This is a genomic window from Streptococcus sp. HMSC076C09 (assembly GCF_001837905.1).
Classification (GTDB): domain Bacteria; phylum Bacillota; class Bacilli; order Lactobacillales; family Streptococcaceae; genus Streptococcus; species Streptococcus parasanguinis_I.
On record NZ_KV834649.1, the window covers coordinates 1 to 23,328 of the forward strand.

Consider the following 23,328-nt stretch of genomic DNA (forward strand, 5'->3'; position numbering starts at 1 on the left):
ATTCTAATCCAAGGTACTTACAAATTTGTGAAAGCTCTTCTCGATACCAGTAGTATCTGTTAAATTCTTCAAATGATTTAATATCTCTAAAATCAGGTCTATGTCCTTCCAAATGCTCACCTCTACAACTCCAAATTTATCTCATTATACCATAGATAATAAAAGTTATATCAATTTATACCCATGCCACATAAAGCTATAACAGAAAATATTAGAATCTTGTAATTACTGTATTTCTATTAAGCTTAACTTTCTTATAAAATAGATAAGAAAAACAAACGATATAGTCCATCACTAGTAACAAAAAATACTAGGAGTTGAAAGATATAAAAACATTGAAATGGAAAGCATAGCAATAAACAAAACAGTCAGTAAAACGATGGTTTTGTTGTGTTGTTTCACTTGCTTTCTAAATTCCTATTTTGACTTTGTCCGCTGACGTCCTTTGTATCTTGATTTAGTCATGGAACTTCTAAGAAGTTCGCTGACGTCCGTACTCACTTAAGGAAAGTTTTTATATGACTTTATCTTCAATCTGAGACCGTTAAAACCTCTTTGTTTTAATCTTTCTAACTGAATTGGATACAAAAAATCCACTCACACAGGGTGAAATGGATTATTTCTTTATTAACGGTTCAATAAGAAATTGAACAATTTTTCGACAATTTTTACGACTAACCAGCATAAGAATCCGATATAGCTGAAATAGAAAATGAGTGACAAAATCGTAATAATCATAGTTTCCTCCTTCGTCGATTGCAAGTCCTTGTCTTATTATACCTTTTTATGCAATCGAACTCAATAGAATTTTAAAAATTGTCTGATTATTCTTTTTCTTTCTTGTCTTCTTTTGCGTCATGATCAGCTTCTTCACTGCCTTTATTGACAGCTGTCTTAAATTCAGCAAACATTTTGCCGATGGACTGGCCCAATTCAGGCAGGCGTTTTGGTCCAAAAATCAAGAGGGCACCCAAGATGATGATGATCAAACCTGGTGCTCCAATATCACGTAAAATTCCCATTAGTTTCTCCTTTTTCTTGAATAGATGACTTTACTGATGGCGACACTGACTTCAAATAAGAGGATCAAAGGGAGTGTCATGGCCAAGTCACTAATAAAGTCCGCTGGCGTCAACACGACGGCTAAGACCAGCAGGACAAAGTATGCGTAACGTCGGTAAGTTATTAAAAACTGTGGTGTCAAGAGCCCAATCGAGGTCAGAAAAGCAACCAAAACTGGTAACTCGAACAAGACCCCTAAAGGCAAGGTGGTGTGCCATAAGAAGGTTAAATAATTTTGTGCCGTCAATTGGGTATCAAACAGTCCTTCTCCCAAGCGCATCAAGACCTCTAAAATAGCTGGACTGACAAAGAAATAACCAAATGCAAGCCCCAGCACAAAGCAAATAAAGCTAGCTGGGATGTAGGCAAAGACTGCACGCGCCTCCTTCTCCTTCAAAGCCGGCCTTACAAATTGCCAAATCTGGTAGACAATAAAGGGCAAGGTCAGGCTAAAGGCTGTGAGATTGGCCAGCGATACATAGATCCAGAGGATATCATTCGGTCCCAGTACCAGCAGTTTTTGATGGAGGCTAGCGGTCAAGATCTGGTAGAGTTCTCCTCCAAATACAAAGGCTACGATGAAGACGATAATATAACACAAGACCACTGCGATCAATCGTTTTCGAAATTCGACCAAGTGCTCGACAATGGTCATTTTATCTGCTCTACTCTTTGCCATGTTGTCTCACCGTGATAAGGGCGATCAGGGCCACAAAGAGTAGTTGGGGAAGAAGAACTTCCCAGCTTGGATAGATCCCTGCCCAATCAATGGTAGGAAATCCATTGACCAAATGACTCGGTAGGATATTGGTCAACTGAAGGGCATGGATGCTAACACCGAGCATCTTGAAGGCCAAGGCGTAGATTAACCACGTCAGAATGAAAAAGATTCGATGAGGTTGGATGGCTTGACTGGCCTTGGTCATGGCCACTGCAATAAGGATGAGAACAGCTATGGCAAGCCCGATTCCTAATAAGAAATTCGTGGTTGTAATCCGTGGAATGATTCCAACATAGAAGAGAATAGTCTCAGCCCCTTCACGAAAGACTGCTAAGAAACTGAGGGCAAACATAGAGACAAAACTTCCTGTAGCCGTTACCGTCTTCATCTGACGGTCCATGAAGGCATTCCACTGTTTGACAGAGGACTTGCTGTGGAGCCAAATTCCGATGAGGATCATCATGACCACAGCGAAAATCCCAACGCCACCTTCAATAATTTCCCGGTTAGAGCCCGAAGTAACGGCTGGAAAAGCGACTTGCAGAACAAGAGCGATCGCTGCGCTGGCAAGAACCCCCGCAGCAGCTCCACCGTAGACCCATTTGAGGCCTTTCCTCATCTTAGCGGCCTTAAGGGTCGTCACAAGGGCCATGACGATCAGAAGCGCTTCTACTCCTTCACGTAGAAGAATCAACATAGCATCAAAAGCGTTGTAAGAAGCTGTCGTATCGATCGCAGAAAGGTCCCTGATCAAGGCTTGTAATTTCTCTTGATAGGTCTTTTCTTTCCCCTTAACCATAATGACCGGGGATTCACTCTCTACGCGCGTGTAGAGGCTTGGATTGGTCGTGCTGACATCCCCCTCAATGGTTGGCCAGATGGTGATGAACTGCTTCATAGTTGCTGCAGCAGATTTATCGTCGCCAGATTGGAATTGGCTTTGCGCCTTCTCCAAAAGCTTGATCCCATCTTTCAGTGTCAAATCCGTACTAGCACTGCTAATCGCTTCTCCTTTTACAAAGGCATCAATCCCATTTTTGAGGTCATCATAGGAGGACTGGATGCTGGTGAAGTCAGTAGGCTCTGTTTCAATGCTACTACGTAAGAGCGAAATGGCCGTCTCGATTTTGCCATAGTAGGCTGTGCTATGATCCCTTACCACTGCTTCGTTTCGTGTCCAGGTATTATTGAGATCTGCATAGGTTTGACGGGTTTTATCCAGATCCTTAGCTGTAATGGCATCTTGTAGGTTCTTAAAGTAAGGAGCGAGGCGACTCACGAGTTTGTCTTTTTCCGCCTCTAAATCGACCGGATTTTGTTCTTTTTCAAAAGCTAGCAGGGCTGATGAGATCTTGGTGAGATCCTCTTTGGTTACCTCCCCTTTTATAGCTAGAGCTTGGCTAACTTTTTTTCCTGCCTTGGAATCATGGTGATCTTTGGATTCAAAATCATCCTGAATCTCAGCGATCAATTCCTTGGCCTTATCCTGGTTCTTATTTTCTACAGCGGTTGTTGCATCTGTGATCTTGATAAAGAGATCGCTATAAGATTCCGCAGCCACTGGATGAGTCCAGAACAAGGCAAGAAGGCCTAACAAGATCAAAAGTTTATTCAAAGAGTGCTTGACCAAGGTAGCCTCCTTTCTCAACACCTGCAAAGCAAGCAAAGAGTCCACTTCCGATATGGGTGATGTACTCGTTCATTTTATCCTCTGCACCTAGATTGGTTTGGATTTTAACAAAACTGTTTGGATCTTTTTGAAAGGCGATAAAGATCAAGCCAGCATCAAATTGCCCAGTCTGTTCATTGATGCCATCCGAATAAGAATAAGAACGCCGTAAAATCGGTCGATCCACTTCTTTGGCCAAACGAACATGTGAATCAACTGGTAGTTTAGATAAATCTACTTCATCAAATTCGTTGGTTTTACCAAAGGGAGCACCGGATTCCTTGTAGCGACCAAAGGTGTTTTCTTGCTCCTGCAAATTGGTTCGGTCCCAAGTTTCCAAGTGCATTTGCACTAGGCGAAGAGCCATATAGGAACCACCCTTCATCCAATCCTTGCTATCAGTCCAGACGACCTTGTCAAAATCCTTCTCCGTCGTGACATTTGCTGTTCCATCCTTGAAACCAAAGAGGTTGCGGGGCGTTTCTTTTCGGTCACCAATAGCTGCAAATCCTGATTTGCTCCACTTCATGGTAATGGTATTGCGACCCTTACGAATCAGATTTCGCACCGCATGAAAGGCTACTTGCTCATCGTCTGCACAGGCTTGAATGACGATATCGCCACCTGTATATTTGTCCTGCAACTGCTCCTTTGGAAATGGAGGCAAATCACGAAAGAGCTTGGGACGTTTAGCTTCCAAGCCCAGTTTCTTGAGAAAGGTAGCCGAAACCCCAAACGTCAAGCTCAAGCGATAGGGGTTGAGTCCCACTGTTTCACCTGTATCTGTTGGTGGCAAGAGGGCATTCGAACCATCTTTTTTGACCAATTCTCCTTCGACTAATTTACTACTGTAATCAGTCCAGTCTTTAAAGAGCTGGATGACTTCTTTTTTGTCCATCGTGTGAAGGTCTAACACCACCACGTAGCAAGCCTTCTGCATGGGAGTCGTAATCCCTGCTTGGTGCTTGCCATAAAAGGAGATGTCTTCATCCCCATCATAAGCTTTTTTGCTGGAACTGTCTTGATTAGCGAAAAAAGCAGATGCACCAGAGAGACCCAGCGCTAGACCAGCCCCTCCGATACCTGCTTTTTTAAGAAATTCACGACGGTCCATTTTTTTATCTAAAAATTTTTCGTCAGCCATTTTTCTTATTTCCCATCTAAAATCACACCCATTTGAGACAAAGGTTCACCAAGTTTGGTCACAGCTTCTGCCAATTCCTTGGTATCTTCCTTGGATAAATCTGTGTAAGACTTATAGTTTGAATCATCTGTCATGTGTTTGTCCAATAAAGCATTCACATTCTTAAATTCTGCTTCCAAGGTTTTAACCAATTTGGCATCTTTTTTCTCAATCAAAGGTTTAAAGAGAGAGAAGATCTTTTCAGCCCCTTCAATATTGGCACGAAAGTCGTAAAGATCTGTATGAGAGAAGACTTCTTCTTCACCTGTAATCTTTTGCGTTGCCACTTCATTGAGCAAATCGACAGCTCCAGTCAACATGATATCCGGTGTGACTTCTACTGTAGCAATTTTAGCTTTCAACTCCTTTATATCGTTCACCAGTTGGTCAGCATATTTGTCTGTTCCATCTGTAGTATTGTTTTCCCAAAGGATACGCTCAATCCGGTGGAAACCTGACCAGCCATCTTCTGATTTATTTTCATCCACATAATCCACCAAGCGGTAGTCGATCTTGACATCCGATTCTCCGAAGGTTTCAGCAATCGGTTCAGACCGTTCATAGGCCATGCGGATCAAGGGATATTGCTTTTTAGCTTCTTCCAAATTTCCCGCCTTTAGCGTAGCTCGGAATCCTTCTGTATCCTTGAGCAATTGGTCGATTTGCATTTCGACAAAGTCTTTGTATTCAGCTGTCGCATTGTCCAAGGTCTTCTGGTCAGCCTTTGACAACTGCACCGTTGAGCTGGTTTGCGTCTTTTGACTCGACTGTTTGCTACTAGAATTCGCACACCCTGCTAAAAGAGCAACACTCAATAAGAGTAGACTATATTTTTTCATGAAAGACTTCTCCTCTTTTGTTCTTGGACTTATTTTACCAGAAGTTTTCTCATTTTTCAACAATTGTCTGAAAATTTAATAATAGAAAGACTTTTCTAAGAAACTGTCTTTTACAAAAGAATATCCTTGACTCGTCCAATTTCTGATTCTTTCACCACCACAAAGATGCTATCACCTAGATACAAGCGGGTCGCACCATTGACCGTATAGCTCTTACCACTTCGCATTTGCGTAGTAATCAAAATATCTTGGGGGAGTTCGAGTTCATGAACTTGTTTTCCTGCAATCTTTTCGGATACGGGAATCTCAATCAAGGTCAACTCTCCTTCTTCTTGCGCCTTATCAGGTAAGAGTTGCTCCAGCATGGCTTCATAGACTGGCGCACCATGGAAGAGATCCATAATCATATAAGCCAGCAAGGTGACCATACCCAGTGGCATTAAACTACGAATATCACCGACCATCTCTGTTACCAAAATCATAGCGGTTAAAGGAGCTTTCGAAATAGCCCCAAAATACCCACTCATTCCTAAAATAATGAAGAGAGGTAATTGATTTTGGGAGATAAAGCCAATGTTTTGGAGGAAAGTTCCAACGATCGCGCCTAAAAGAGATCCTAAAGCTAGAATGGGCAAGAAAATTCCGCCAGGTAGACCACTACCATAGCTCAACATACTCCAGATAAAACGGATCATAAAATAGAGAAGGATCGATAGAACTGGATACGGTACTCGAGCTAAATCCAAAACCAATTGGTTCCCGCCACCAAGAATTTGTGGAAGGAAATAGCCGATTGGAATAATCGAGACAAAGGCAAATAAGGAAGAGTAATGAGAGGGAACATGAAAAATCTTTTCAAGTAAACGATACAATCGACCGATATTCAGCACCACTACTTCATAGACATAACCTGCTACCCCCAAAAAGACTCCGAGAAAAAGGTAAATCCAGTACTGAGACAAATGGAGCGGCGGAATATTTTGCGGCATATGAAGTACGGGTGTTTGACCAAAGACATTGAGTGAAATAAAATTAGCAGTCAGACTAGCGGCCAAGGTCGAAATCCAAAAGAATCGAGAAAAATGATGGTAGACTTCTTCCACGACAAATAAAAGTCCTGCTATAGGTGCATTAAAGGCGGCTGCAAGGCCAGCAGCAGCCCCACTTGCAATCAAAGACCGCTCCTCAACTGGGCTGACCTTCAAATGACGGGCCACTCCTTTTCCACCCATAGCCCCTAATTGAATACTAGGACCTTCACGACCAAGCATCAAGCCACTTCCGATGGCCAAGACACCTAGAATATACTTCTTCCACAAGGTATCCCACCAGCTCACCGCCAAAAGACCCTTGAGCTCTGCTTCGACTTGCGGAATTCCCGATCCCTTGATATCCCGATTGGTGCTTATTAGACGACCAGCAATCAGTACGATCACCCCATACCCCAACAGCATCGCCAGCAAATAAAGTGGTTGACCAGACATCTCCTTGTAGACGCCTTGAACAAAATGAAAAATATGTTCGATTAAAAAGCGAAAACTCGAGACGACACAGCCCACAACGATCCCAACCAGAACACCTCTGACAATATGTGCTACAATTGAACTAGAGGCAAAACGAAATTCATTTTTAAAGGCTTCTTCTTTTTCAGACATTCCCTAACTCCTTCAAACTCTTATCCTATTCATTATACCTTATTTCACTGACTCTGAATACTTGGAAAGACAAAAAAAACAAAACTAGCACCGCTAGCTTTGTTTTTTCTTTATTCATTATTCAGCAGTTAAAGCTGCCATTGTGATGTAGTTGTATGGTTTGTTGAAGTGTGGCAAGAAGAACAAGTCAGTCAAGGCCAATTTATCAATCGTCACGTGTTCTTGAATCGCAAGTGAGAACATATGAATTCCCATTGAGATGGCGTTATCACGTGATACCATTTGAGCACCAAGGATTTGACGGTTGTCTTTATTGTAGACAATCTTGATACCAACTTCATGGTTATCATGTTTGATAAATTCAGGTTTTTGAAGATCGTTGAATCCTGTTTCAGCAGCATTGAAACCAGCAGCTTTTGCTTTTTCAAGTGTCAAACCAGTTGAAACCATGTGAAGGCCGTAGATAGAGATACCGTTAGAACCTTGAACACCGATTCCCTCTAATTCATGACCAGTCGCATTGTAGGCACCAACAATACCTGAACGAACCGCATTAGATGCAAGAGCGATGTAGCTCATTTCGTTACGAGCGTTATCGAAAATCGTCGCACAGTCACCAACTGCGTATACACCTGGAAGTGACGTTTCTTGTTTCTTATCAACAAGGAAGGCACCGTTGCGGAAGAGTTCGATCTTACCATCAGCAAGAGCTGTATTAGGACGGAAACCAACAGCCAAGATAACCATATCTACATCGAAGGTTTCTTTATCGGTTACAAGGCGTTCTACCTTACCATCTCCTTCAACCGCTTGAACAGTTTGTCCAAGTGCCAAACGGATGTTGTGGTCTTCCAAGTTTTTCGCCATGATGTCTGTAAAGTCTTTGTCATAGTATCCGTTCAAGACGGTATCCACGATATCCACCAAGACAACGTCTTTGCCAAGACGTTCGAAAGCTTCAGCAAGTTCAACACCGATGTACCCACCACCAACTACGGCGATACGGTTCAAGTGTTTGCTGTTGTCTTTCAATTTTTCGATCACTTCTTCAGCGTTTTGGTACAATTTAACGAATTGAAGATTCTCAAGAGTTGCTTTGAATTCGCGGTTACCAGGAACAATTTCAACTCCTTTAATTGGAGGAATGATTGGTGTTGATCCGGTCGCAAAGATTAATTTTTCATAAGATTCTTTGTGTTCTTTTCCATCAACTTCTGCAGTTACCACTTTGTTGTCATAGTCAATTGAAAGAACAGGAGAGTTCATGTAGACTTTTGCACCTTTTGCTTCCAATTTTTCTTTATCAGAGTAGAAGAGACCTTCTGGACCATCGATTTGCTCACCGATCCAAAGTGCCATCCCACATCCAAGGAATGAAATGTTTGAGTTTTGGTCAAAAACCACAATTTCATTTTCATTTCCAAAATTATCTAACATAGTGTTGATACAAGCTGTTCCGGCATGGTTTGCCCCTACAACAACGATTTTACTCATAGAATAAATCCTACCTTTAATTAAAATTTACTTCTTGAGTATATCATAAAAATGATATCGGTTACAAGATATTTGCTCAATATTTGTGATCTTTTCTTCAAACCTTCTGAAAGCTTCCTCTCACAGCTTTCATAAAATGTCAAATAATTTGTCCGAAAGGATTGTGAAAACGGTCTCTATTTGGTATACTGTAACTAAGTGAAAATTGGAAAGGATAGATTTTTAGTGGACCTAAGTAGTCGATCCGAACGTCTGATGGGAACCACCATCACCGTTTCGATCTGTGACCCACAAGCGGATGAACTCCTTACGCATTGCTTTGAACTTCTTCGCTCCTACGAACATCGCTTCAGTGCTAATGATGCAAGTTCTGAACTCATGGAAATCAATCACCAAGCTGGTATTGCTCCTGTTCAAGTTCATCCAGATCTTTTTGAACTGATCGCATTAGGTACCTTGCATAGTCAAGCTAAAAATAGCCATTTAAACATTGCTATCGGCCCTCTTGTGCAAACCTGGCGGATCGGATTTTCAGATGCTAGACGGCCTGCACCAGAAGAAATCGAACAAGCGCTTTTAAAGATCGATCCCCAGCAGATTCAACTAGACCAAGAAAACTATACAGTCTTTTTGAAACGTCCTGGAATGAAGATCGACTTGGGAGCTTTAGCAAAAGGCTATAGCGCAGATCTAATTGCTACCTATCTGAGAGGTAAGGGAATCAAGGATGCCTTGATTGATCTTGGAGGAAATATCCTAACCGTCGGTCAACACCCCGTTAAACAACAGTCTTGGCGGATTGGTATTCAAAATCCAGTTGAAAAAAGAGGCCAGCACCTACTGGTCCTCTCGGTCAAGGATAAGTCTGTTGTCACCTCTGGCATCTACGAACGTCATTTAGAAGTCGACGACCAGTCGTTTCACCATATCTTTGATAGCGCGACAGGCTATCCGGTTGAGACAGACTTAGCCAGTATCACCATTATATCTGATCGATCCGTAGACGGGGAGATATGGACTACCCGCCTGTTCGGGGACTCTCCTACTTCTATCCTCAACACTGTTGAATCACTTCCTGGTATAGAGACCTTATTGGTTTCACAATCAGGCAAGATCGCCTATACAAATGGGCTTCAATCTTATTTATAATTCTGTTATCAGAAAGGAAATTTCCATGGTAAAACTTATTGCGATTGTGGGGACTAACTCCAAACGTTCTACAAACCGTCAACTGCTTCAATACATGCAAAAACATTTTGCTGATAAAGCTGAGATTGAATTAGTTGAAATCAAAGATATTCCTGTCTTTAATAAACCAGCTGACAAACAAGTGCCTGAAGCTGTTTTGGAAATTGTTGCCAAAATCGAGGAGGCTGATGGAGTCATTATTGGGACTCCAGAATATGACCACTCTATTCCAGCAGTCTTGATGAGTGCTCTAGCATGGCTTTCTTACGGAGTCTTTCCATTGTTAAACAAACCGGTTATGATCACTGGTGCATCATATGGTACTTTAGGATCATCACGCGCCCAACTACAACTTCGTCAAATCTTAAATGCTCCAGAAATTAAAGCAAACGTCCTTCCTGACGAATTCTTACTTTCACATTCTTTGCAAGCATTTGACAACTATGGGGATTTGGTAGATTTGGATGTTATTCAACAATTGGATGCCATCTTCGATGACTTCCGTATTTTTGTCAAGATTACAGACAAATTACGTAATGCTCATGAGTTAATTCGCAAATCTGCTGAAAAATTTAACTGGGAAAACTTGTAAGATAGGAGACAGAAAAGAATGAAATTTGTTGGACTTGTAGGATCAAACTATGATCAATCTTATAACCGTAAACTCTTGGAATTCATTCAACGCAAATTTAAACTCAAATTTGAATTGGAAGTTCTAGAAATCGATGAAGTTCCAATGTTTAACCAAGATGAAAAATGGGACGAAAGTTTCCAATTGCGTCTCTTATACAATAAAATTAATCGTGCAGACGGGGTTATTATTGCAACTCCTGAGCATAACCATACGATTTCTGCAGCTCTCAAGTCTGTCCTTGAATGGCTCTCTTTCGAGGTACATCCATTTGAAAACAAACCGGTTATGATCGTCGGTGCTTCTTACTATGATCAAGGGACTTCACGTGCTCAGGTTCACCTCCGCAAGATCCTTGATGCTCCAGGCGTCAATGCTTATACTCTTCCAGGTAATGAATTCCTTCTTGGAAAAGCAAAAGAAGCTTTTGACGAAGATGGCAATATCATCAACGAAGGAACCGTTAAATTCCTCGAAACCTGCTTGGATAATTTTATGAAATACGTTGAGGTTGTATCCAAATTGAAAAAACCAAAACCAATTGAACCAGAAGATTTAGATTGTAATCATCCAATTGCTACAACTGTTACTGAGGTCGATCCGGATGATCCAGATTGGGTTGAAAAAGTTGCTGAACTTACAGGTGCTGTTTCTGGAGATACGTATGTCAAACTTGACCACGGTATCCTAACCGTTGACCAAATTAATATGTTCTTGAAGGCCATGCCATTTGAGTTGACATATGCCGATGATAACAACCAATTCCTCTACTACAACAATGCTCATCAAGATCCAGATACTATGTTTGCTAAACGCGTGCCACCTCAATCTGGTAGCCGAATGTCAACCGTTCACGGATCCCTTCCACCAGCACGTATGAAAAACGTTGAATGGGTAATCGGCACTCTTCGCAACGGAAACCAAGAATATGTTCGAACTATTGTTCCAGGATCTCCTGAAGGTGTGATCAACACCCACAACTACCAAGCTATGTATTATGAAGATGGTTCTTACGCTGGTATCAATGAGATTGTCTTCAACTTCAAACCATGGTTAGACTGGTACCTGCAAACAACAGGACAACGCCTTGTAGGTGGTAGCGGACCATTTGCTCCTGCTGGTGGTCATGGTGATGCAGATGCAACTTCTGGTGCTTCTGATGCTGGAGGACATGGTGACGGAGGCCACGGAGATGCTGATGCCACTTCTGGTGCAAGCAACTAATAAAAAAATGAAGCTACGTGCTTCATTTTTTTATTTTAACTCCTTGATAATCTTCTTAGCATCTTCGTTTGAAATTGCCCCTAGCTGCACATGACCAATCTTCCCTTGGCTATCAATGAAGACTTCTGTAGGAATGGAACGTACTTGATAGTTCGCAAAGGCAGAGCCATCTGGATTATACAAGACGGGCACTGATGGATAATCTTGTTGGGCAAACCATTCGACGAACTCTTCTTCTGTTTTTTCCCCTTGCATTCCCGGTGCCATAACCGTGAGAATCTCAAAATCTCTATCCTTTTCTTCAACCAATTTATTAAGTTCAGGCATGCTTTGACGACAAGGACCACACCAGGTAGCCCAAAATTTCAAGTAAACCTTTTTTCCTTTATAATGTGAAAGCTTAACTGTGTTCCCCTTCATGTCTTTTAGTTCGAAGTCACTTGCTTCTTTTCCTACTAAGGGATGTTTACTTGAGGTTGTGTTGGTCATGGTTTGATTGCTCATATTGTTCATACCACTCTCACTTGATTGCTCCATCGAACAAGCAGACAGTAAAGCGATTGAGAGGATTGAAAAACACGTATATTTGATAAATTTCATAGGTATAATACCTCCATTTGATTTATGAAAAGATTGAAGACAAGCTATTTAATTGTCCCAAGAGTAATAGAATCCCCATAATAATGATGATGGCTCCACCGATTTTCTTCAGCAACAAGAGATGGGGTTTGAGACGATTGAAATAAGGCAATACAAGGCCTGATGCCAGTGCTAAGAGCAAGAATGGGATGGCCATCCCTAATGTATAGATAAAGAGATAGAGAGCACCCACGAGGGCATCTTGTCCATTGGATGCTGCTAATGCTAGAACCGATCCTAATACAGGGCCAATGCAAGGCGTCCAACCAAAACTAAATCCAAGACCAAGAAGAAAGGCTGAAAACAACTCATTCTTCTGTTTGTTGGCTCCAAAATCTACTGATTTTTGCTTCTCAAGGAAATGAAAATGAAAGACTTCCATCTGATGAAGACCAAGGATAATGATCAGCGCTCCCATCACGTAGCGGAACCAGTTGGTATACATAACCTGCCCCAATAAGCCAGCTCCGAAACCTATGATAAGGAAAATAACAGAAATACCTGCGATAAAACACAAGGTCTTAACGATGCCATGCCAGCGTATCTTTTTCCCAAAAATCTGAACGGATTTTTCCTGATCACTTCCTAGCAAAACGCCTATGTAGACCGGGAGCAAAGGAAAGACACAGGGAGAGAAAAAGGAGAGAATCCCTGCCAGAAAGACAGTGAAAGAGAAAACGATTTGATTCATAAAATGCTCCGTATATTGATATGTTAGAAATAGTATAACATGCCCTTCCTTAAATTAAAAATTTCTGCTACGTTTTGGTTTTAAAGAATCCATTTCGTTACTAGTTTCAAAATCAAAAAAACTCTAAAGCAGGTAACTTTAGAGTTTCTAGTAAATCTTATTATTCTGCACTTTGTTTATTAGGCAAGAACAGAGCAAGGACAATACCAACGACTGCTGGTAATAACCATGGGAGGGATTGGGCAGCAAACGGCAAGTGCTTAATGATATTAGCGAGTCCTGCAAGTTTAAAGGTACTTGCCAGAACATCTGCAATCGCAACCAAGCTAACTAGGAAAATAGTCAGCTGCATTCCTGGTTTTGATAGTTGAGTAAATTTATTCACAATGACAATCAATACAATGGTAATGGTGATTGGGTAAAGAATCATCAAAACAGGCAATGAATAGGCAATAATGGCACTCAAACCAAGATTAGCAATGGAGAATCCAATCAAGGTAAAGAGAGTTGCATAGATTTTGTAGGAAATTTTAGGGAAAGTGTTATGGAAGAATTCCCCTGTCGATACGATCAAACCGGCTGTTGTGGTAAAGCAAGTCACCGTCACCATACCTGCAAGGAAAATTTGAGCAACTGGGCCAAAGATAGCCTTGGTTGCTTCTGAGAGGACATAAACACCCTTATTGGCATCGGAAGCCATCACTTCTGCTGGAATTGGGAAGTGATTTCCAAGATAACCCAATCCAATATACAAAATACTAAAGCCAATGGCTACGACGATCCCAACGATCCAGATGGTTTTAATGTATTCTTTCTTGCTGGTGAAACCAAGTTGATTGAGGGTGGTCACCGCAATCACACTAAAAGCCACTGAAGCAAGGGCATCCAAGGTATTGTACCCTTCGAGGAAACCTTGCCCAAAGGCAGATGCTTGGTAGGCTTCTGTTGCCACTTGAGGCGCGTGTCCGCTGTAGTTGAGAGCACCAAGGACAACGAGTACAACAATCAAGATAGCAAAGACAGGTGTTAAAATCCGACCAATACTATCTAAGATTTTAGAAGGATACAAGGCAATCAAATAGGCCAAACAGAAATAAATCAAGGTAAAAATGAAGAGACCAAGTCCTCCATTGGCATTTCCTAACAAGGGGGCGATTCCAACTTCGTAAGAAACAGTAGCTGTTCTTGGAATAGCAAAGAAGGGACCAATAGACAGATACAAGGCTACCAGATAAACGATGGCAAACCAAGGGGCAATTTTTCGTGAAATCTCATGGATATACCCTTTAGGATTGAGTGTACCAACAATCAAGGTAATAATCGCAATCCCTACTCCTGATAAGACAAATCCAGCAATAGCTGGCCAAAAATGGCTACCCGACTGGGCACCTAGCGCAGGTGGAAAGATCAAATTCCCTGCACCGAAGAAAATACCAAATAACAGCAAACCTGTTAAGGAACCTTTTCGTAACATGTGTTCTCCTTTACATTTTTCAATCTTTTCTAGTATAACAGCTTTTATCCACCACGGCAATTCTTTTTTTCTGAATTTATTGCTCTTCTCAAATGACAGTTGAGGTTTCAACAATATTGAACGATTGTGGAGTTAATGAGCACATTTTAGTCAATTGTGCTACAATATAACTACTACTACATCTAGGAGTCATCATGTTTCTAAATATATTCTGGTTGATTCCAGCTACCATTTTTTTATTTTTCTTTTTGAACGACCGCAGAAGACTGATCAATGCTTATCTCTTTTCAATAAGTTTCGGCATTTTTCTCCTGATTTCTGCCCTTCTACTAGTTGTTCGTACCGAGCTTTGGTTTAACCAAAAGGTTGCCATCATTATCTTTTCAGTACTTGCTATCCTTGTTTTACTCAGTATTATTTTCTCAACTGTTTTTCTTCTTTTTAACGGCCATCAAATGATATCTTTTGAAGGCAAAAGGTTGGCTAATCTCCTCTCGCTCCTATATGGGATCTTTATTATCGGCGCCTTGGCGCTTCATTTCCTTCCTTATTTCCCAGGGAAAGATCTCTTGATTTATCCAATAGACTTTGCCCTCTTTTACTCGACTTTTCTTTATCTTTCTTATGTTTTATATGGGACTTTTTGCAATTACTTCCCCGTTCGTAAAGAGCCTGATGCTATCATCGTCCTTGGCTCCGGTCTAATTGGGGATAAAGTACCACCACTTTTGGCCCAGCGTCTAACTAAAGCAAAGACCATCTATGAGCAGTTTGAGGGACGACCAAAACTAATTGTTTCTGGTGGACAAGGTGCTGATGAATTAATCTCAGAGGCGGAAGCTATGGCAAACTACCTGATGGAACAGGGTGTACCACAGGAAGACATTTTGATTGAGAATCGTTCTCGAACGACTTTTGAGAATCTGACCTTTAGCAAGGCTATTCTTGAAGATCAGGGACAAGGAAAGAGTGTCCTGGTGGTGACCAATTCCTTTCACGCTCTTCGGGCTGGTGTCTTTATGAGACGATTAAAAATCCCTGGACGCAGTGTCGGTTCAAAAACAGCTTTTTATTATCTCCCATCAGCTTGGATCCGAGAAACGGTTGGGCTAGTTTCTCTCTATTGGAAATGGCATGCTGCTTTCTTAGCTTTTCTATTTCTGCCTTGGTTCTTTTCACAAATCATGAGTATCGTGAACTATTTCTTTATTTACTAACCAAAAAAAGTTCTCTGCAAATTAGCTGAGAACTTTTTTATATGATGTCTAATGATCACTAAAGCGTCGGTATTCAATACGGAAATCAAAGTAATTCTCTGCCTGCAGTTTATGGAAGATGTCCCGATAAGCAACTTCATCGAATTGATCGCCACGATAGAGAATTTCAAAGCTCAGTCCGTCGTATTCTAAAAAGGCATTAGCAGTTTTAAATCCATTTCGCTTATAGAAATCCATCCGAGACTGACGTTGCTCTAGATTGTCACATTCTTCATCTAAACGTTCCACTTCAAGAATCATGGTTCTTTGGTAAAATTCTACCAATTTTTCAATGATTTCTTGACCATAACCGTGGCTACGTAGGTGGGGCATAATGGCAAAGAAGCTAACATAAAAAGCTTTCTGATTGTAGATAGAGAAAGCAAATCCGACAAATTCTTCTTCGTTATAAAAAGCAAAGAAATTGGTATCGTCATTATCCGTATAGCGTAAGTATTCTGATAAAGGAATCCGTTCCTCTTCAGGGAAAGCCTCGATATTTAACCTCTCGACCTTATCTAGATCAGGGAACGATTCAGTGATTAATTGGCTGGTTAAGCGCATAAAGCCTCCATTTCTGCACTGATTATACCAAAAAATGTAAGGGTATTCAACTAAAGACGCTTGTCCCTGTTTTGTGAAGTTGGTATAATGGCACTATGAAAAAAATTCAACGTGTGGATCTCATAGATGGCCCTATTTTACCAGCTCTTTTGAGTTTTGCCTTTCCTATTCTCTTATCCAATATTTTCCAACAAGTCTACAATATATCGGATGTTATGATTGTTGGGCGTTTTTTAGGTCAAAAATCATTGGCAGCCGTTGGGGCGACCTCTGCTATCTTTGATCTGATTGTCGGATTTGCTGTCGGTGTTGGAAATGGGATGGGCATCATTATTGCGAGAAATTATGGAGCAAAAAACGAAGACCAATTACGAAAATCAGTCGCCGCAACTGCTGTTATTGGCGGCGTCCTCAGTCTCTTCGTGATCTTCTTTGGTGCTGTGGGGCTTTATCCCCTACTCCAATTTTTAGGGACTCCATCAGCTATTGTGTCTCAATCTTATCTCTATATCTCCACCATTGTCAATGGTGTGGCTGTGACCTTTGCCTATAATCTTTGTGCTGGACTTCTTAGAGCGGTTGGCGATAGTTTAGCGGCACTCTACTTCCTGATTATCGCTGCTATTCTCAATATTCTTCTCGATCTATATTTTATTACCCAACTGCATCTCGGAGTCCAATCTGCTGGGGTTGCGACCATTATTGCGCAAAGTTTTTCCGCCCTTCTTTGTTTCTTTTATATCCGCAAAAAAGTACCTTTTCTCCTGCCAAATCGCACCGATTTTGTGTGGGATCAAAGGCTCTATCAGGACTTGATCAGTCAAGGACTGACCATGGGTCTCATGTCTTCGATCGTCTCTATCGGAACCGTCATCTTACAATCGGCTATCAATAAGCTTGGAATGACCATCATTAGTGCCCAAATCTCAGCTCGTCGGATCATGTCCTTTGCTCTTCTACCAATGACTGCTATTTCCTCTAGTATGACAACGTTCACCTCTCAAAACTTTGGTGCCAAGCAATTCCGACGGATTCAACAAGGCGTCAAACAAGCTTGTCTCCTCTCCCTCCTTTGGTCTGTCTTTGTTGCCATCCTCCTCTTCTTTACAAGCCCCTTCTTGACGAGCCTGATTTCTGGATCCACCAATCCTAACTTGATCGCAAATGCCAGTCTCTATCTGCAAATCAGCTCCTGCTTCTATCCGGTCTTAGGATGTCTCTTGATTCTAGGGAATTCCCTTCAAGGCATCGGCCGAAAATTAACCCCTTTGATTTCTAGCTTTATCGAGTTAACTGGAAAAATTCTCTTTGTTCTCTTGATTATTCCCCATACAGGCTATATAGGAGTCATTCTGTGCGAACCCTTGATTTGGGTTCCAATGACCCTTCAACTATGGTTTACCTATCATAAAGCCAGTCATCAGCTTCTTGCATCATCAACCTCAACGAGTCCATAACAAAAGAACTTCTGTTCAAATGAGCAGAAGTTCTTTTGTTTTTCTGATTAGAACAAACCGATGGCTGTTCCATCAGCAGCTACATCCATATTCAAAGCAGCTGGACGTTTTGGTAAACCAGGCATGGTCATCACATCCCCAGTCAAAGCGACAATAAAGCCTGCACCCAATTTTGGAACAACTTCACGAATAGTGATTTCAAAGTTTTCAGGAGCTCCCAAGGCATTTGGATTATCAGAGAAACTATATTGTGTTTTGGCCATACAGATTGGCAACTTATCCCATCCATTTTTCACGATTTGGGCAATTTGTGTCTTGGCTTTCTTCTCAAAATTCACCTTCGTACCGCGGTAAATCTCTGTAACAATCTTTTCAATTTTTTCTTCAACAGAAAGGTTGTTATCATACAAGCGTGTGTAGTTAGCTGGACTTGTTTCAATAGTCTTGACCAGCGTTTCAGCAAGTTCAACTCCACCGTCAGCACCATTCGCCCATACACTCGCAAGTTCAACTGGCACATCAATTTCAGCACACAATTCTTTCAAAGCAGCAATTTCTGCTTCTGTATCGGTGATAAATTCATTGATGGCAACCACTGCAGGAATGCCAAACTTACGGATATTTTCAACGTGACGTTTCAAGTTGGCAAAACCAGCACGAACAGCCTCTACATTTTCTTCAGTCAAAGCATCCTTGGTCACTCCACCGTTCATCTTAAGAGCACGGAGAGTCGCAACGATCACGACTGCATCTGGTGAAGTAGGCAAGTTCGGCGTTTTAATATCGAGGAATTTTTCAGCGCCAAGGTCAGCACCAAAACCTGCTTCTGTAATCGTATAATCTGCTAAATGAAGAGCTGTCGTCGTTGCTAATACAGAGTTACATCCATGGGCGATATTGGCAAATGGACCACCGTGAACAAAGGCAGGCGTTCCATAGATGGTTTGAACCAAGTTTGGCTTAATCGCATCTTTAAGGATCAAGGCAAGAGCCCCTTCTACTTCCAAATCACGGACATAAACTGGACTACGATCATAGCGGTAACCAATTACAATGTTGGCCAAACGACGTTTCAAATCTTCAATATCTGTCGCCAAGCAAAGGATGGCCATGATCTCAGAAGCAACCGTAATATCAAAACCGTCTTCACGCGGAATCCCATTTAAAGGACCGCCAAGACCGACAGAAACATGACGAAGAGCGCGGTCATTCAAGTCCACTACCCGTTTCCAGATAATCCGACGTTGGTCAATTCCTAGCTCATTTCCTTGGTGCAAATGATTATCAATCAATGCTGAGAGAGCGTTATTAGCCGTTGTGATCGCATGCATATCCCCTGTGAAATGAAGGTTGATGTCTTCCATCGGTAGAACTTGGGCATAACCACCACCAGCAGCACCACCTTTAATCCCCATAACTGGACCTAAAGAAGGTTCGCGAATGGCAATCATGGTTTTTTTACCGATTTTATTCAAAGCATCTGCTAGACCAATGGTGATGGTTGATTTCCCTTCTCCAGCTGGAGTTGGGTTGATCGCAGTGACTAAGATAAGTTTTCCTACTGGATTTTTCTCAACTTCACGAATCTTATCAAAGCTCAATTTCGCCTTGTATTTTCCATACAATTCAAGATCATCGTCTACCAAACCAATCTTCTTAACAACGTCCACAATCGGTTGGAGTTCAATGCTTTGAGCAATTTCGATATCTGTTTTCATAAGGGACTCCTTTATATTTGATAGATCTATTATACCGAAAATTCGCGTAAATAACATGGTTTTACCACCTTTTGAATCGAACGTTCGTTTTTAATCTAAATTTTATGGCTACACATAGTTAATCCTAATAGCTTCAGAACTTTACTTACGTATCTTTTTTGTGTAAAATAAGCATATGCATATTTTAATTACATCAGGCGGAACGAGCGAAGCCATTGATAGTGTTCGTTCGATCACCAATCATTCCACCGGGAAATTAGGGAAAATCCTTGCAGAAACAGCTCTTGCTATGGGACATCAGGTGACCTTGATCACAACGCCTACCGCTCTTAAACCCGATCCTCACCCACAGCTTCGACTTCTATTGATCCAGAATGTCGAAGAACTTCTCGCACAAATGAAAACGGAAGTCCCTCATCATCAGGTTTTGATTCACGCTATGGCTGTTTCAGACTACACACCTGTTTACATGACAGGCCTTGATGAAGTTGAGAAAGCTCAAGACCTTCATAGCTTTATCCATCGCGAAAATCAGGAAGCGAAAATTTCTTCCAAAGAAGAATACCAGGTACTCTTTCTAAAGAAAAATCCCAAGATTATCTCGCTCGTCAAAGAATGGAACCCTGCTATTCAACTGATTGGCTTTAAGCTATTAGTCGACGTTTCTTCTGAAGAGTTGATCCAGGTAGCGCGTGAAAGCCTCGTTAAAAATCATGCCAGCATGATCGTTGCCAATGATCTGACCAAGATTCAGAACGGTCAGCATCAAGCCTATCTAGTGACAGACGATCAGGTCCTAGAAGCTTCTACGAAAACAGAAATCGCAGAGGCTATCCTACGTTATATCAAATAAAAAGGAACATATGACACACATTACTTTAGCGGTTACCGGTAGTATTTCCGCCTATAAGGCTGCTGATATTACCAGCCAACTAACCAAATTGGGCTTTGAAGTGAAGGTCCTCATGACTCCTTCAGCCCAAAAATTTATCACCCCTTTAACCTTGCAAGTTCTTTCAAAAAATCAAGTCGGGCTAGATGTTATGATGGAAGACGATCCACAGCGGATCGAGCACATCAACATTGGGAAAGAAACTGACCTCTTTCTTGTCGCGCCAGCCAGTGCCAATACCATTGCTAAATTGGCTATGGGACTGGCAGATAATATGGTCACAAGCACAGCTCTAGCCTTGCCACAAAGAACTAAAAAATTACTGGCCCCTGCTATGAATACAAAAATGCTAGAACATCCCGCTACCCAACGAAATCTAAAGCTCTTACAAGACTATGGTTACCAGATCATCCAACCTCGTGATGCTGTTCTTGCTTGTGGGGATCAAGGTTCTGGAGCTCTAGCCACTGTCGACACTATCATCCAAGCTGTTAAGGAGAATTGTTTATGAGAAAATCAGCCTCTATTTCACGAATTGCCATCTTTTTTGCCGTGATGATCACCATTCACTTTGTGACGTCCTTCATTTTGCAATTTGTCCCATCAGGAATTCAACCAACCTTGGTTCATATTCCTGTCGTGATCGCTTCTATTATCTACGGACCTCGAACTGGAGCAATTCTAGGACTCCTCATGGGACTCTTTAGCCTCACCATGAATACCCTGGTTATAACACCAGCCAGCTATCTCTTTAGTCCCTTTGTCCCTCACGGGAATCTCTACTCCCTTATCATTGCCATAGTCCCTCGGATTCTCATTGGGGTAACCCCTTACTTCGTCTATCGCTGGATTCGCAATCGTACAGGACTTATGATCGCTGGAATTGTCGGCTCTATGACCAATACTGTTTTCGTTCTAAGTGGGATTTATTTCTTCTTTGGAAATAGCTTCGGTGGTGGAATTCAACATTTCCTAGCCTTGATTATATCTACCAACTCTCTCATCGAAGTCATTGCTACAGTCCTCATTACCAGTGCCGTCGTTCCATCTCTTGAAAAATTAAAATAACCTTTCAAGCCAAGACCAATTTATCTTGGCTTTATTTGATGGTGAATTAGCTCTATTTTTTTGAAAAGATTTACATTTATCGCTAGAATTTTCAGAAAAAATTTGCTATAATGTAAGCGATTAAATTATAAGCAAAAAGGAGACGCTTGCATGACCTATCAAGAAAACTACCAAAAATGGCTCGACTTTGCTGAATTACCAGCTTACCTTCGTGATGAGTTGGTCGCAATGGATGAAAAAACAAAAGAAGATGCCTTCTATACCAACCTTGAATTCGGTACAGCTGGTATGCGTGGATTAATCGGTGCTGGTACCAACCGTATTAATATCTATGTTGTTCGCCAAGCAACTGAAGGGTTGGCCCAATTGATCGACTCAAAAGGTGAGGAAGCGAAGAAACGCGGCGTTGCGATCGCCTACGACAGCCGTCACTTCTCTCCAGAGTTTGCTTTTGAATCTGCTCAAGTTTTAGCTGCACACGGAATCAAATCTTATGTATTTGAAAGCCTACGTCCAACACCGGAATTGTCATTTGCTGTTCGTCATCTTCACACATTTGCTGGTATCATGGTAACCGCTAGCCACAACCCTGCTCCATTTAACGGATATAAGGTATACGGTGAAGACGGTGGACAAATGCCTCCAGCAGATGCTGATGCATTGACAGATTACATCCGTGCTATCGAAAATCCTTTCACTGTACAATTAGCTGACCTTGAGGAAAGCAAGGCTAGCGGTCTCATCGAAGTTATCGGTGAAAATGTCGACGCTGAATACTTGAAAGAAGTGAAAGGCGTAAACATCAACCAAGACTTGATTAATGAATACGGACGCGACATGAAGATTGTCTACACTCCACTTCATGGTACTGGTGAAATGTTGGCTCGTCGTGCTCTTGCCCAAGCTGGATTTGAAGCTGTTCAAGTTGTTGAAGCTCAAGCTGTTCCAGATGCTGACTTCTCAACTGTTAAATCTCCAAACCCTGAAAACCAAGCTGCCTTTGCTCTTGCTGAAGAGCTTGGTCGCAAAGTAGACGCTGATGTATTGGTTGCAACTGACCCAGATGCTGACCGCCTTGGTGTTGAAATCCGCCAACCAGACGGTTCTTACCTAAACCTTTCTGGTAACCAAATCGGAGCGATCATTGCTAAATACATTCTTGAAGCTCACAAAACAGCTGGTACACTTCCTGCCAATGCTGCCCTCTGTAAATCCATCGTATCAACTGAGTTGGTGACTAAGATTGCAGAAAGCTACGGCGCAACGATGTTTAACGTCTTGACTGGTTTCAAATTTATCGGTGAAAAAATCCATGAATTTGAAACACAACACAACCACACTTACATGCTTGGTTTCGAAGAAAGCTTCGGTTACCTCATCAAACCATTCGTACGTGACAAAGACGCTATCCAAGCTGTTCTTATCGTTGCTGAAATCGCAGCATACTACCGCTCACGTGGTATGACTTTGGCAGATGGTATCGAAGAAATCTACAAACAATACGGCTACTTCGCAGAAAAAACCATCTCTGTTACCCTTTCTGGTGTTGACGGGGCTGCTGAAATCAAGAAAATCATGGATAAATTCCGTGGCAATGCTCCTAAACAATTCAACAACACAGACATTGCTAAGACAGAAGACTTCTTCGAACAAACAGCTACTACTGCTGACGGCGTTGAAAAATTGACAACTCCTCCAAGCAACGTTCTTAAATACATCTTGGCTGATGATTCATGGTTTGCCGTTCGTCCTTCAGGTACAGAACCAAAAATCAAATTCTACATCGCTACAGTTGGTGAATCTGAAGCAGATGCTAAAGAAAAAATTGCAAATATCGAAGCAGAAATCAATGCTTTTGTAGGCTAAAACACGAGGCTGGGACAAAAATCCTAGCCTCTCAATT

At 41.7% G+C, this 23,328-nt stretch carries 21 protein-coding genes and 1 pseudogene; 9 read left to right on the forward strand and 13 right to left on the reverse strand.

Annotated elements, in window-relative coordinates; genetic code table 11:
• From HMPREF2704_RS11600 to nox, 8 genes and pseudogenes are all read right to left on the reverse strand, one after another.
• Positions 1-112, reverse strand: a pseudogene (locus tag HMPREF2704_RS11600) (SAP domain-containing protein); the annotation flags it as partial.
• Between the two features lie 712 nt (positions 113-824).
• The gene (locus tag HMPREF2704_RS08560; RefSeq protein WP_024056039.1) at positions 825-1,022 is read right to left on the reverse strand and encodes a Sec-independent protein translocase subunit TatA/TatB; all 198 of its coding nucleotides are present in this window, start codon (positions 1,020-1,022) and stop codon (positions 825-827) included.
• The gene (tatC, locus tag HMPREF2704_RS08565) at positions 1,022-1,741 is read right to left on the reverse strand and encodes a twin-arginine translocase subunit TatC (protein WP_070846262.1); all 720 of its coding nucleotides are present in this window, start codon (positions 1,739-1,741) and stop codon (positions 1,022-1,024) included. Before tatC ends, HMPREF2704_RS08560 begins: the two co-directional genes overlap by 1 nt.
• A complete protein-coding gene (locus HMPREF2704_RS08570) occupies positions 1,728-3,413 on the reverse strand; it encodes an FTR1 family iron permease (RefSeq protein WP_024056041.1) in 1,686 nt (561 codons plus the stop codon). Before HMPREF2704_RS08570 ends, tatC begins: the two co-directional genes overlap by 14 nt.
• Complete coding sequence (gene efeB / locus HMPREF2704_RS08575; protein ID WP_024056042.1) at positions 3,391-4,596, reverse strand: iron uptake transporter deferrochelatase/peroxidase subunit; 1,206 nt, start codon at positions 4,594-4,596, stop codon at positions 3,391-3,393. The genes HMPREF2704_RS08570 and efeB overlap by 23 nt, the downstream gene beginning before the upstream one ends.
• Before the next feature lie 5 nt (positions 4,597-4,601).
• Positions 4,602-5,474, reverse strand: coding sequence for an iron uptake system protein EfeO (gene efeO, locus HMPREF2704_RS08580; protein WP_023918079.1), 873 nt, complete (start codon positions 5,472-5,474; stop codon positions 4,602-4,604).
• 110 nt (positions 5,475-5,584) lie between these two features.
• Positions 5,585-7,129: a ClC family H(+)/Cl(-) exchange transporter gene (locus HMPREF2704_RS08585; protein ID WP_070846264.1), complete on the reverse strand. Its 1,545-nt coding sequence runs from the start codon at positions 7,127-7,129 to the stop codon at positions 5,585-5,587.
• Between the two features lie 117 nt (positions 7,130-7,246).
• A complete protein-coding gene (gene nox, locus HMPREF2704_RS08590; protein ID WP_070846266.1) occupies positions 7,247-8,623 on the reverse strand; it encodes a H2O-forming NADH oxidase in 1,377 nt (458 codons plus the stop codon).
• A 225-nt stretch (positions 8,624-8,848) separates the two neighbouring features.
• On the opposite strand from nox, the gene HMPREF2704_RS08595 reads away from it, so the two are divergent.
• Genes HMPREF2704_RS08595 through HMPREF2704_RS08605 form a run of 3 tightly spaced genes read left to right on the forward strand, consistent with a single transcriptional unit; the run spans position 8,849 to position 11,666 of the window.
• Positions 8,849-9,772, forward strand: a complete 924-nt coding sequence (locus HMPREF2704_RS08595; RefSeq protein ID WP_305367078.1) for an FAD:protein FMN transferase — start codon at positions 8,849-8,851, stop codon at positions 9,770-9,772.
• Between the two features lie 25 nt (positions 9,773-9,797).
• A complete protein-coding gene (locus HMPREF2704_RS08600) occupies positions 9,798-10,403 on the forward strand; it encodes an NADPH-dependent FMN reductase (RefSeq protein WP_049482969.1) in 606 nt (201 codons plus the stop codon).
• An 18-nt stretch (positions 10,404-10,421) separates the two neighbouring features.
• Complete coding sequence (locus tag HMPREF2704_RS08605; RefSeq protein WP_070846270.1) at positions 10,422-11,666, forward strand: NAD(P)H-dependent oxidoreductase; 1,245 nt, start codon at positions 10,422-10,424, stop codon at positions 11,664-11,666.
• Positions 11,667-11,696: 30 nt separating this feature from the next.
• On the opposite strand, the gene HMPREF2704_RS08610 is transcribed toward HMPREF2704_RS08605, so the two are convergent.
• The 3 genes from HMPREF2704_RS08610 to brnQ form a co-directional block, all read right to left on the reverse strand.
• Complete coding sequence (locus HMPREF2704_RS08610) at positions 11,697-12,266, reverse strand: TlpA family protein disulfide reductase (protein ID WP_070846272.1); 570 nt, start codon at positions 12,264-12,266, stop codon at positions 11,697-11,699.
• Positions 12,267-12,288: 22 nt separating this feature from the next.
• The gene (ccdA2, locus tag HMPREF2704_RS08615; protein WP_049497920.1) at positions 12,289-12,996 is read right to left on the reverse strand and encodes a thiol-disulfide oxidoreductase-associated membrane protein CcdA2; all 708 of its coding nucleotides are present in this window, start codon (positions 12,994-12,996) and stop codon (positions 12,289-12,291) included.
• 160 nt (positions 12,997-13,156) lie between these two features.
• Complete coding sequence (brnQ, locus tag HMPREF2704_RS08620; protein ID WP_024055502.1) at positions 13,157-14,470, reverse strand: branched-chain amino acid transport system II carrier protein; 1,314 nt, start codon at positions 14,468-14,470, stop codon at positions 13,157-13,159.
• 194 nt (positions 14,471-14,664) lie between these two features.
• Here brnQ and HMPREF2704_RS08625 point away from each other — a divergent pair, with 194 nt between their 5' ends.
• A complete protein-coding gene (locus HMPREF2704_RS08625) occupies positions 14,665-15,687 on the forward strand; it encodes a YdcF family protein (RefSeq protein WP_070846275.1) in 1,023 nt (340 codons plus the stop codon).
• A 48-nt stretch (positions 15,688-15,735) separates the two neighbouring features.
• On the opposite strand, the gene HMPREF2704_RS08630 is transcribed toward HMPREF2704_RS08625, so the two are convergent.
• Positions 15,736-16,290, reverse strand: coding sequence for a GNAT family N-acetyltransferase (locus HMPREF2704_RS08630; protein WP_070846276.1), 555 nt, complete (start codon positions 16,288-16,290; stop codon positions 15,736-15,738).
• Between the two features lie 95 nt (positions 16,291-16,385).
• Here HMPREF2704_RS08630 and HMPREF2704_RS08635 point away from each other — a divergent pair, with 95 nt between their 5' ends.
• Positions 16,386-17,747, forward strand: a complete 1,362-nt coding sequence (locus HMPREF2704_RS08635) for an MATE family efflux transporter (protein ID WP_070674058.1) — start codon at positions 16,386-16,388, stop codon at positions 17,745-17,747.
• Positions 17,748-17,794: 47 nt separating this feature from the next.
• On the opposite strand, the gene HMPREF2704_RS08640 is transcribed toward HMPREF2704_RS08635, so the two are convergent.
• On the reverse strand, positions 17,795-19,465 hold the full coding sequence (locus tag HMPREF2704_RS08640) for a formate--tetrahydrofolate ligase (RefSeq protein ID WP_070674055.1): 1,671 nt from the start codon (positions 19,463-19,465) through the stop codon (positions 17,795-17,797).
• A 175-nt stretch (positions 19,466-19,640) separates the two neighbouring features.
• On the opposite strand from HMPREF2704_RS08640, the gene HMPREF2704_RS08645 reads away from it, so the two are divergent.
• From HMPREF2704_RS08645 to HMPREF2704_RS08660, 4 genes are all read left to right on the forward strand, one after another.
• Complete coding sequence (locus HMPREF2704_RS08645; protein WP_003012174.1) at positions 19,641-20,318, forward strand: phosphopantothenate--cysteine ligase; 678 nt, start codon at positions 19,641-19,643, stop codon at positions 20,316-20,318.
• A gap of 10 nt (positions 20,319-20,328) precedes the next feature.
• Complete coding sequence (gene coaC, locus HMPREF2704_RS08650; protein WP_070674052.1) at positions 20,329-20,868, forward strand: phosphopantothenoylcysteine decarboxylase; 540 nt, start codon at positions 20,329-20,331, stop codon at positions 20,866-20,868.
• Positions 20,865-21,425: an ECF transporter S component gene (locus HMPREF2704_RS08655; protein WP_024056113.1), complete on the forward strand. Its 561-nt coding sequence runs from the start codon at positions 20,865-20,867 to the stop codon at positions 21,423-21,425. The genes coaC and HMPREF2704_RS08655 overlap by 4 nt, the downstream gene beginning before the upstream one ends.
• 150 nt (positions 21,426-21,575) lie before the next feature.
• Positions 21,576-23,291, forward strand: coding sequence for a phospho-sugar mutase (locus HMPREF2704_RS08660; RefSeq protein ID WP_070674049.1), 1,716 nt, complete (start codon positions 21,576-21,578; stop codon positions 23,289-23,291).
• Positions 23,292-23,328: the final 37 nt, after the last annotated feature.

What these genes read in the sequence shown, in the direction of transcription:
- HMPREF2704_RS08560 (WP_024056039.1), bottom strand. Translation starts at nt 1,022, where the DNA reads ATGGGAATTTTACGTGATATTGGAGCACCAGGTTTGATCATCATCATC.
- tatC (WP_070846262.1), bottom strand. Translation starts at nt 1,741, where the DNA reads ATGGCAAAGAGTAGAGCAGATAAAATGACCATTGTCGAGCACTTGGTC.
- efeB (WP_024056042.1), bottom strand. Translation starts at nt 4,596, where the DNA reads ATGGCTGACGAAAAATTTTTAGATAAAAAAATGGACCGTCGTGAATTT.
- efeO (WP_023918079.1), bottom strand. Translation starts at nt 5,474, where the DNA reads ATGAAAAAATATAGTCTACTCTTATTGAGTGTTGCTCTTTTAGCAGGG.
- HMPREF2704_RS08585 (WP_070846264.1), bottom strand. Translation starts at nt 7,129, where the DNA reads ATGTCTGAAAAAGAAGAAGCCTTTAAAAATGAATTTCGTTTTGCCTCT.
- nox (WP_070846266.1), bottom strand. Translation starts at nt 8,623, where the DNA reads ATGAGTAAAATCGTTGTTGTAGGGGCAAACCATGCCGGAACAGCTTGT.
- HMPREF2704_RS08600 (WP_049482969.1), top strand. Translation starts at nt 9,798, where the DNA reads ATGGTAAAACTTATTGCGATTGTGGGGACTAACTCCAAACGTTCTACA.
- HMPREF2704_RS08605 (WP_070846270.1), top strand. Translation starts at nt 10,422, where the DNA reads ATGAAATTTGTTGGACTTGTAGGATCAAACTATGATCAATCTTATAAC.
- HMPREF2704_RS08610 (WP_070846272.1), bottom strand. Translation starts at nt 12,266, where the DNA reads ATGAAATTTATCAAATATACGTGTTTTTCAATCCTCTCAATCGCTTTA.
- ccdA2 (WP_049497920.1), bottom strand. Translation starts at nt 12,996, where the DNA reads ATGAATCAAATCGTTTTCTCTTTCACTGTCTTTCTGGCAGGGATTCTC.
- brnQ (WP_024055502.1), bottom strand. Translation starts at nt 14,470, where the DNA reads ATGTTACGAAAAGGTTCCTTAACAGGTTTGCTGTTATTTGGTATTTTC.
- HMPREF2704_RS08625 (WP_070846275.1), top strand. Translation starts at nt 14,665, where the DNA reads ATGTTTCTAAATATATTCTGGTTGATTCCAGCTACCATTTTTTTATTT.
- HMPREF2704_RS08630 (WP_070846276.1), bottom strand. Translation starts at nt 16,290, where the DNA reads ATGCGCTTAACCAGCCAATTAATCACTGAATCGTTCCCTGATCTAGAT.
- HMPREF2704_RS08635 (WP_070674058.1), top strand. Translation starts at nt 16,386, where the DNA reads ATGAAAAAAATTCAACGTGTGGATCTCATAGATGGCCCTATTTTACCA.
- HMPREF2704_RS08640 (WP_070674055.1), bottom strand. Translation starts at nt 19,465, where the DNA reads ATGAAAACAGATATCGAAATTGCTCAAAGCATTGAACTCCAACCGATT.
- HMPREF2704_RS08645 (WP_003012174.1), top strand. Translation starts at nt 19,641, where the DNA reads ATGCATATTTTAATTACATCAGGCGGAACGAGCGAAGCCATTGATAGT.
- coaC (WP_070674052.1), top strand. Translation starts at nt 20,329, where the DNA reads ATGACACACATTACTTTAGCGGTTACCGGTAGTATTTCCGCCTATAAG.
- HMPREF2704_RS08655 (WP_024056113.1), top strand. Translation starts at nt 20,865, where the DNA reads ATGAGAAAATCAGCCTCTATTTCACGAATTGCCATCTTTTTTGCCGTG.
- HMPREF2704_RS08660 (WP_070674049.1), top strand. Translation starts at nt 21,576, where the DNA reads ATGACCTATCAAGAAAACTACCAAAAATGGCTCGACTTTGCTGAATTA.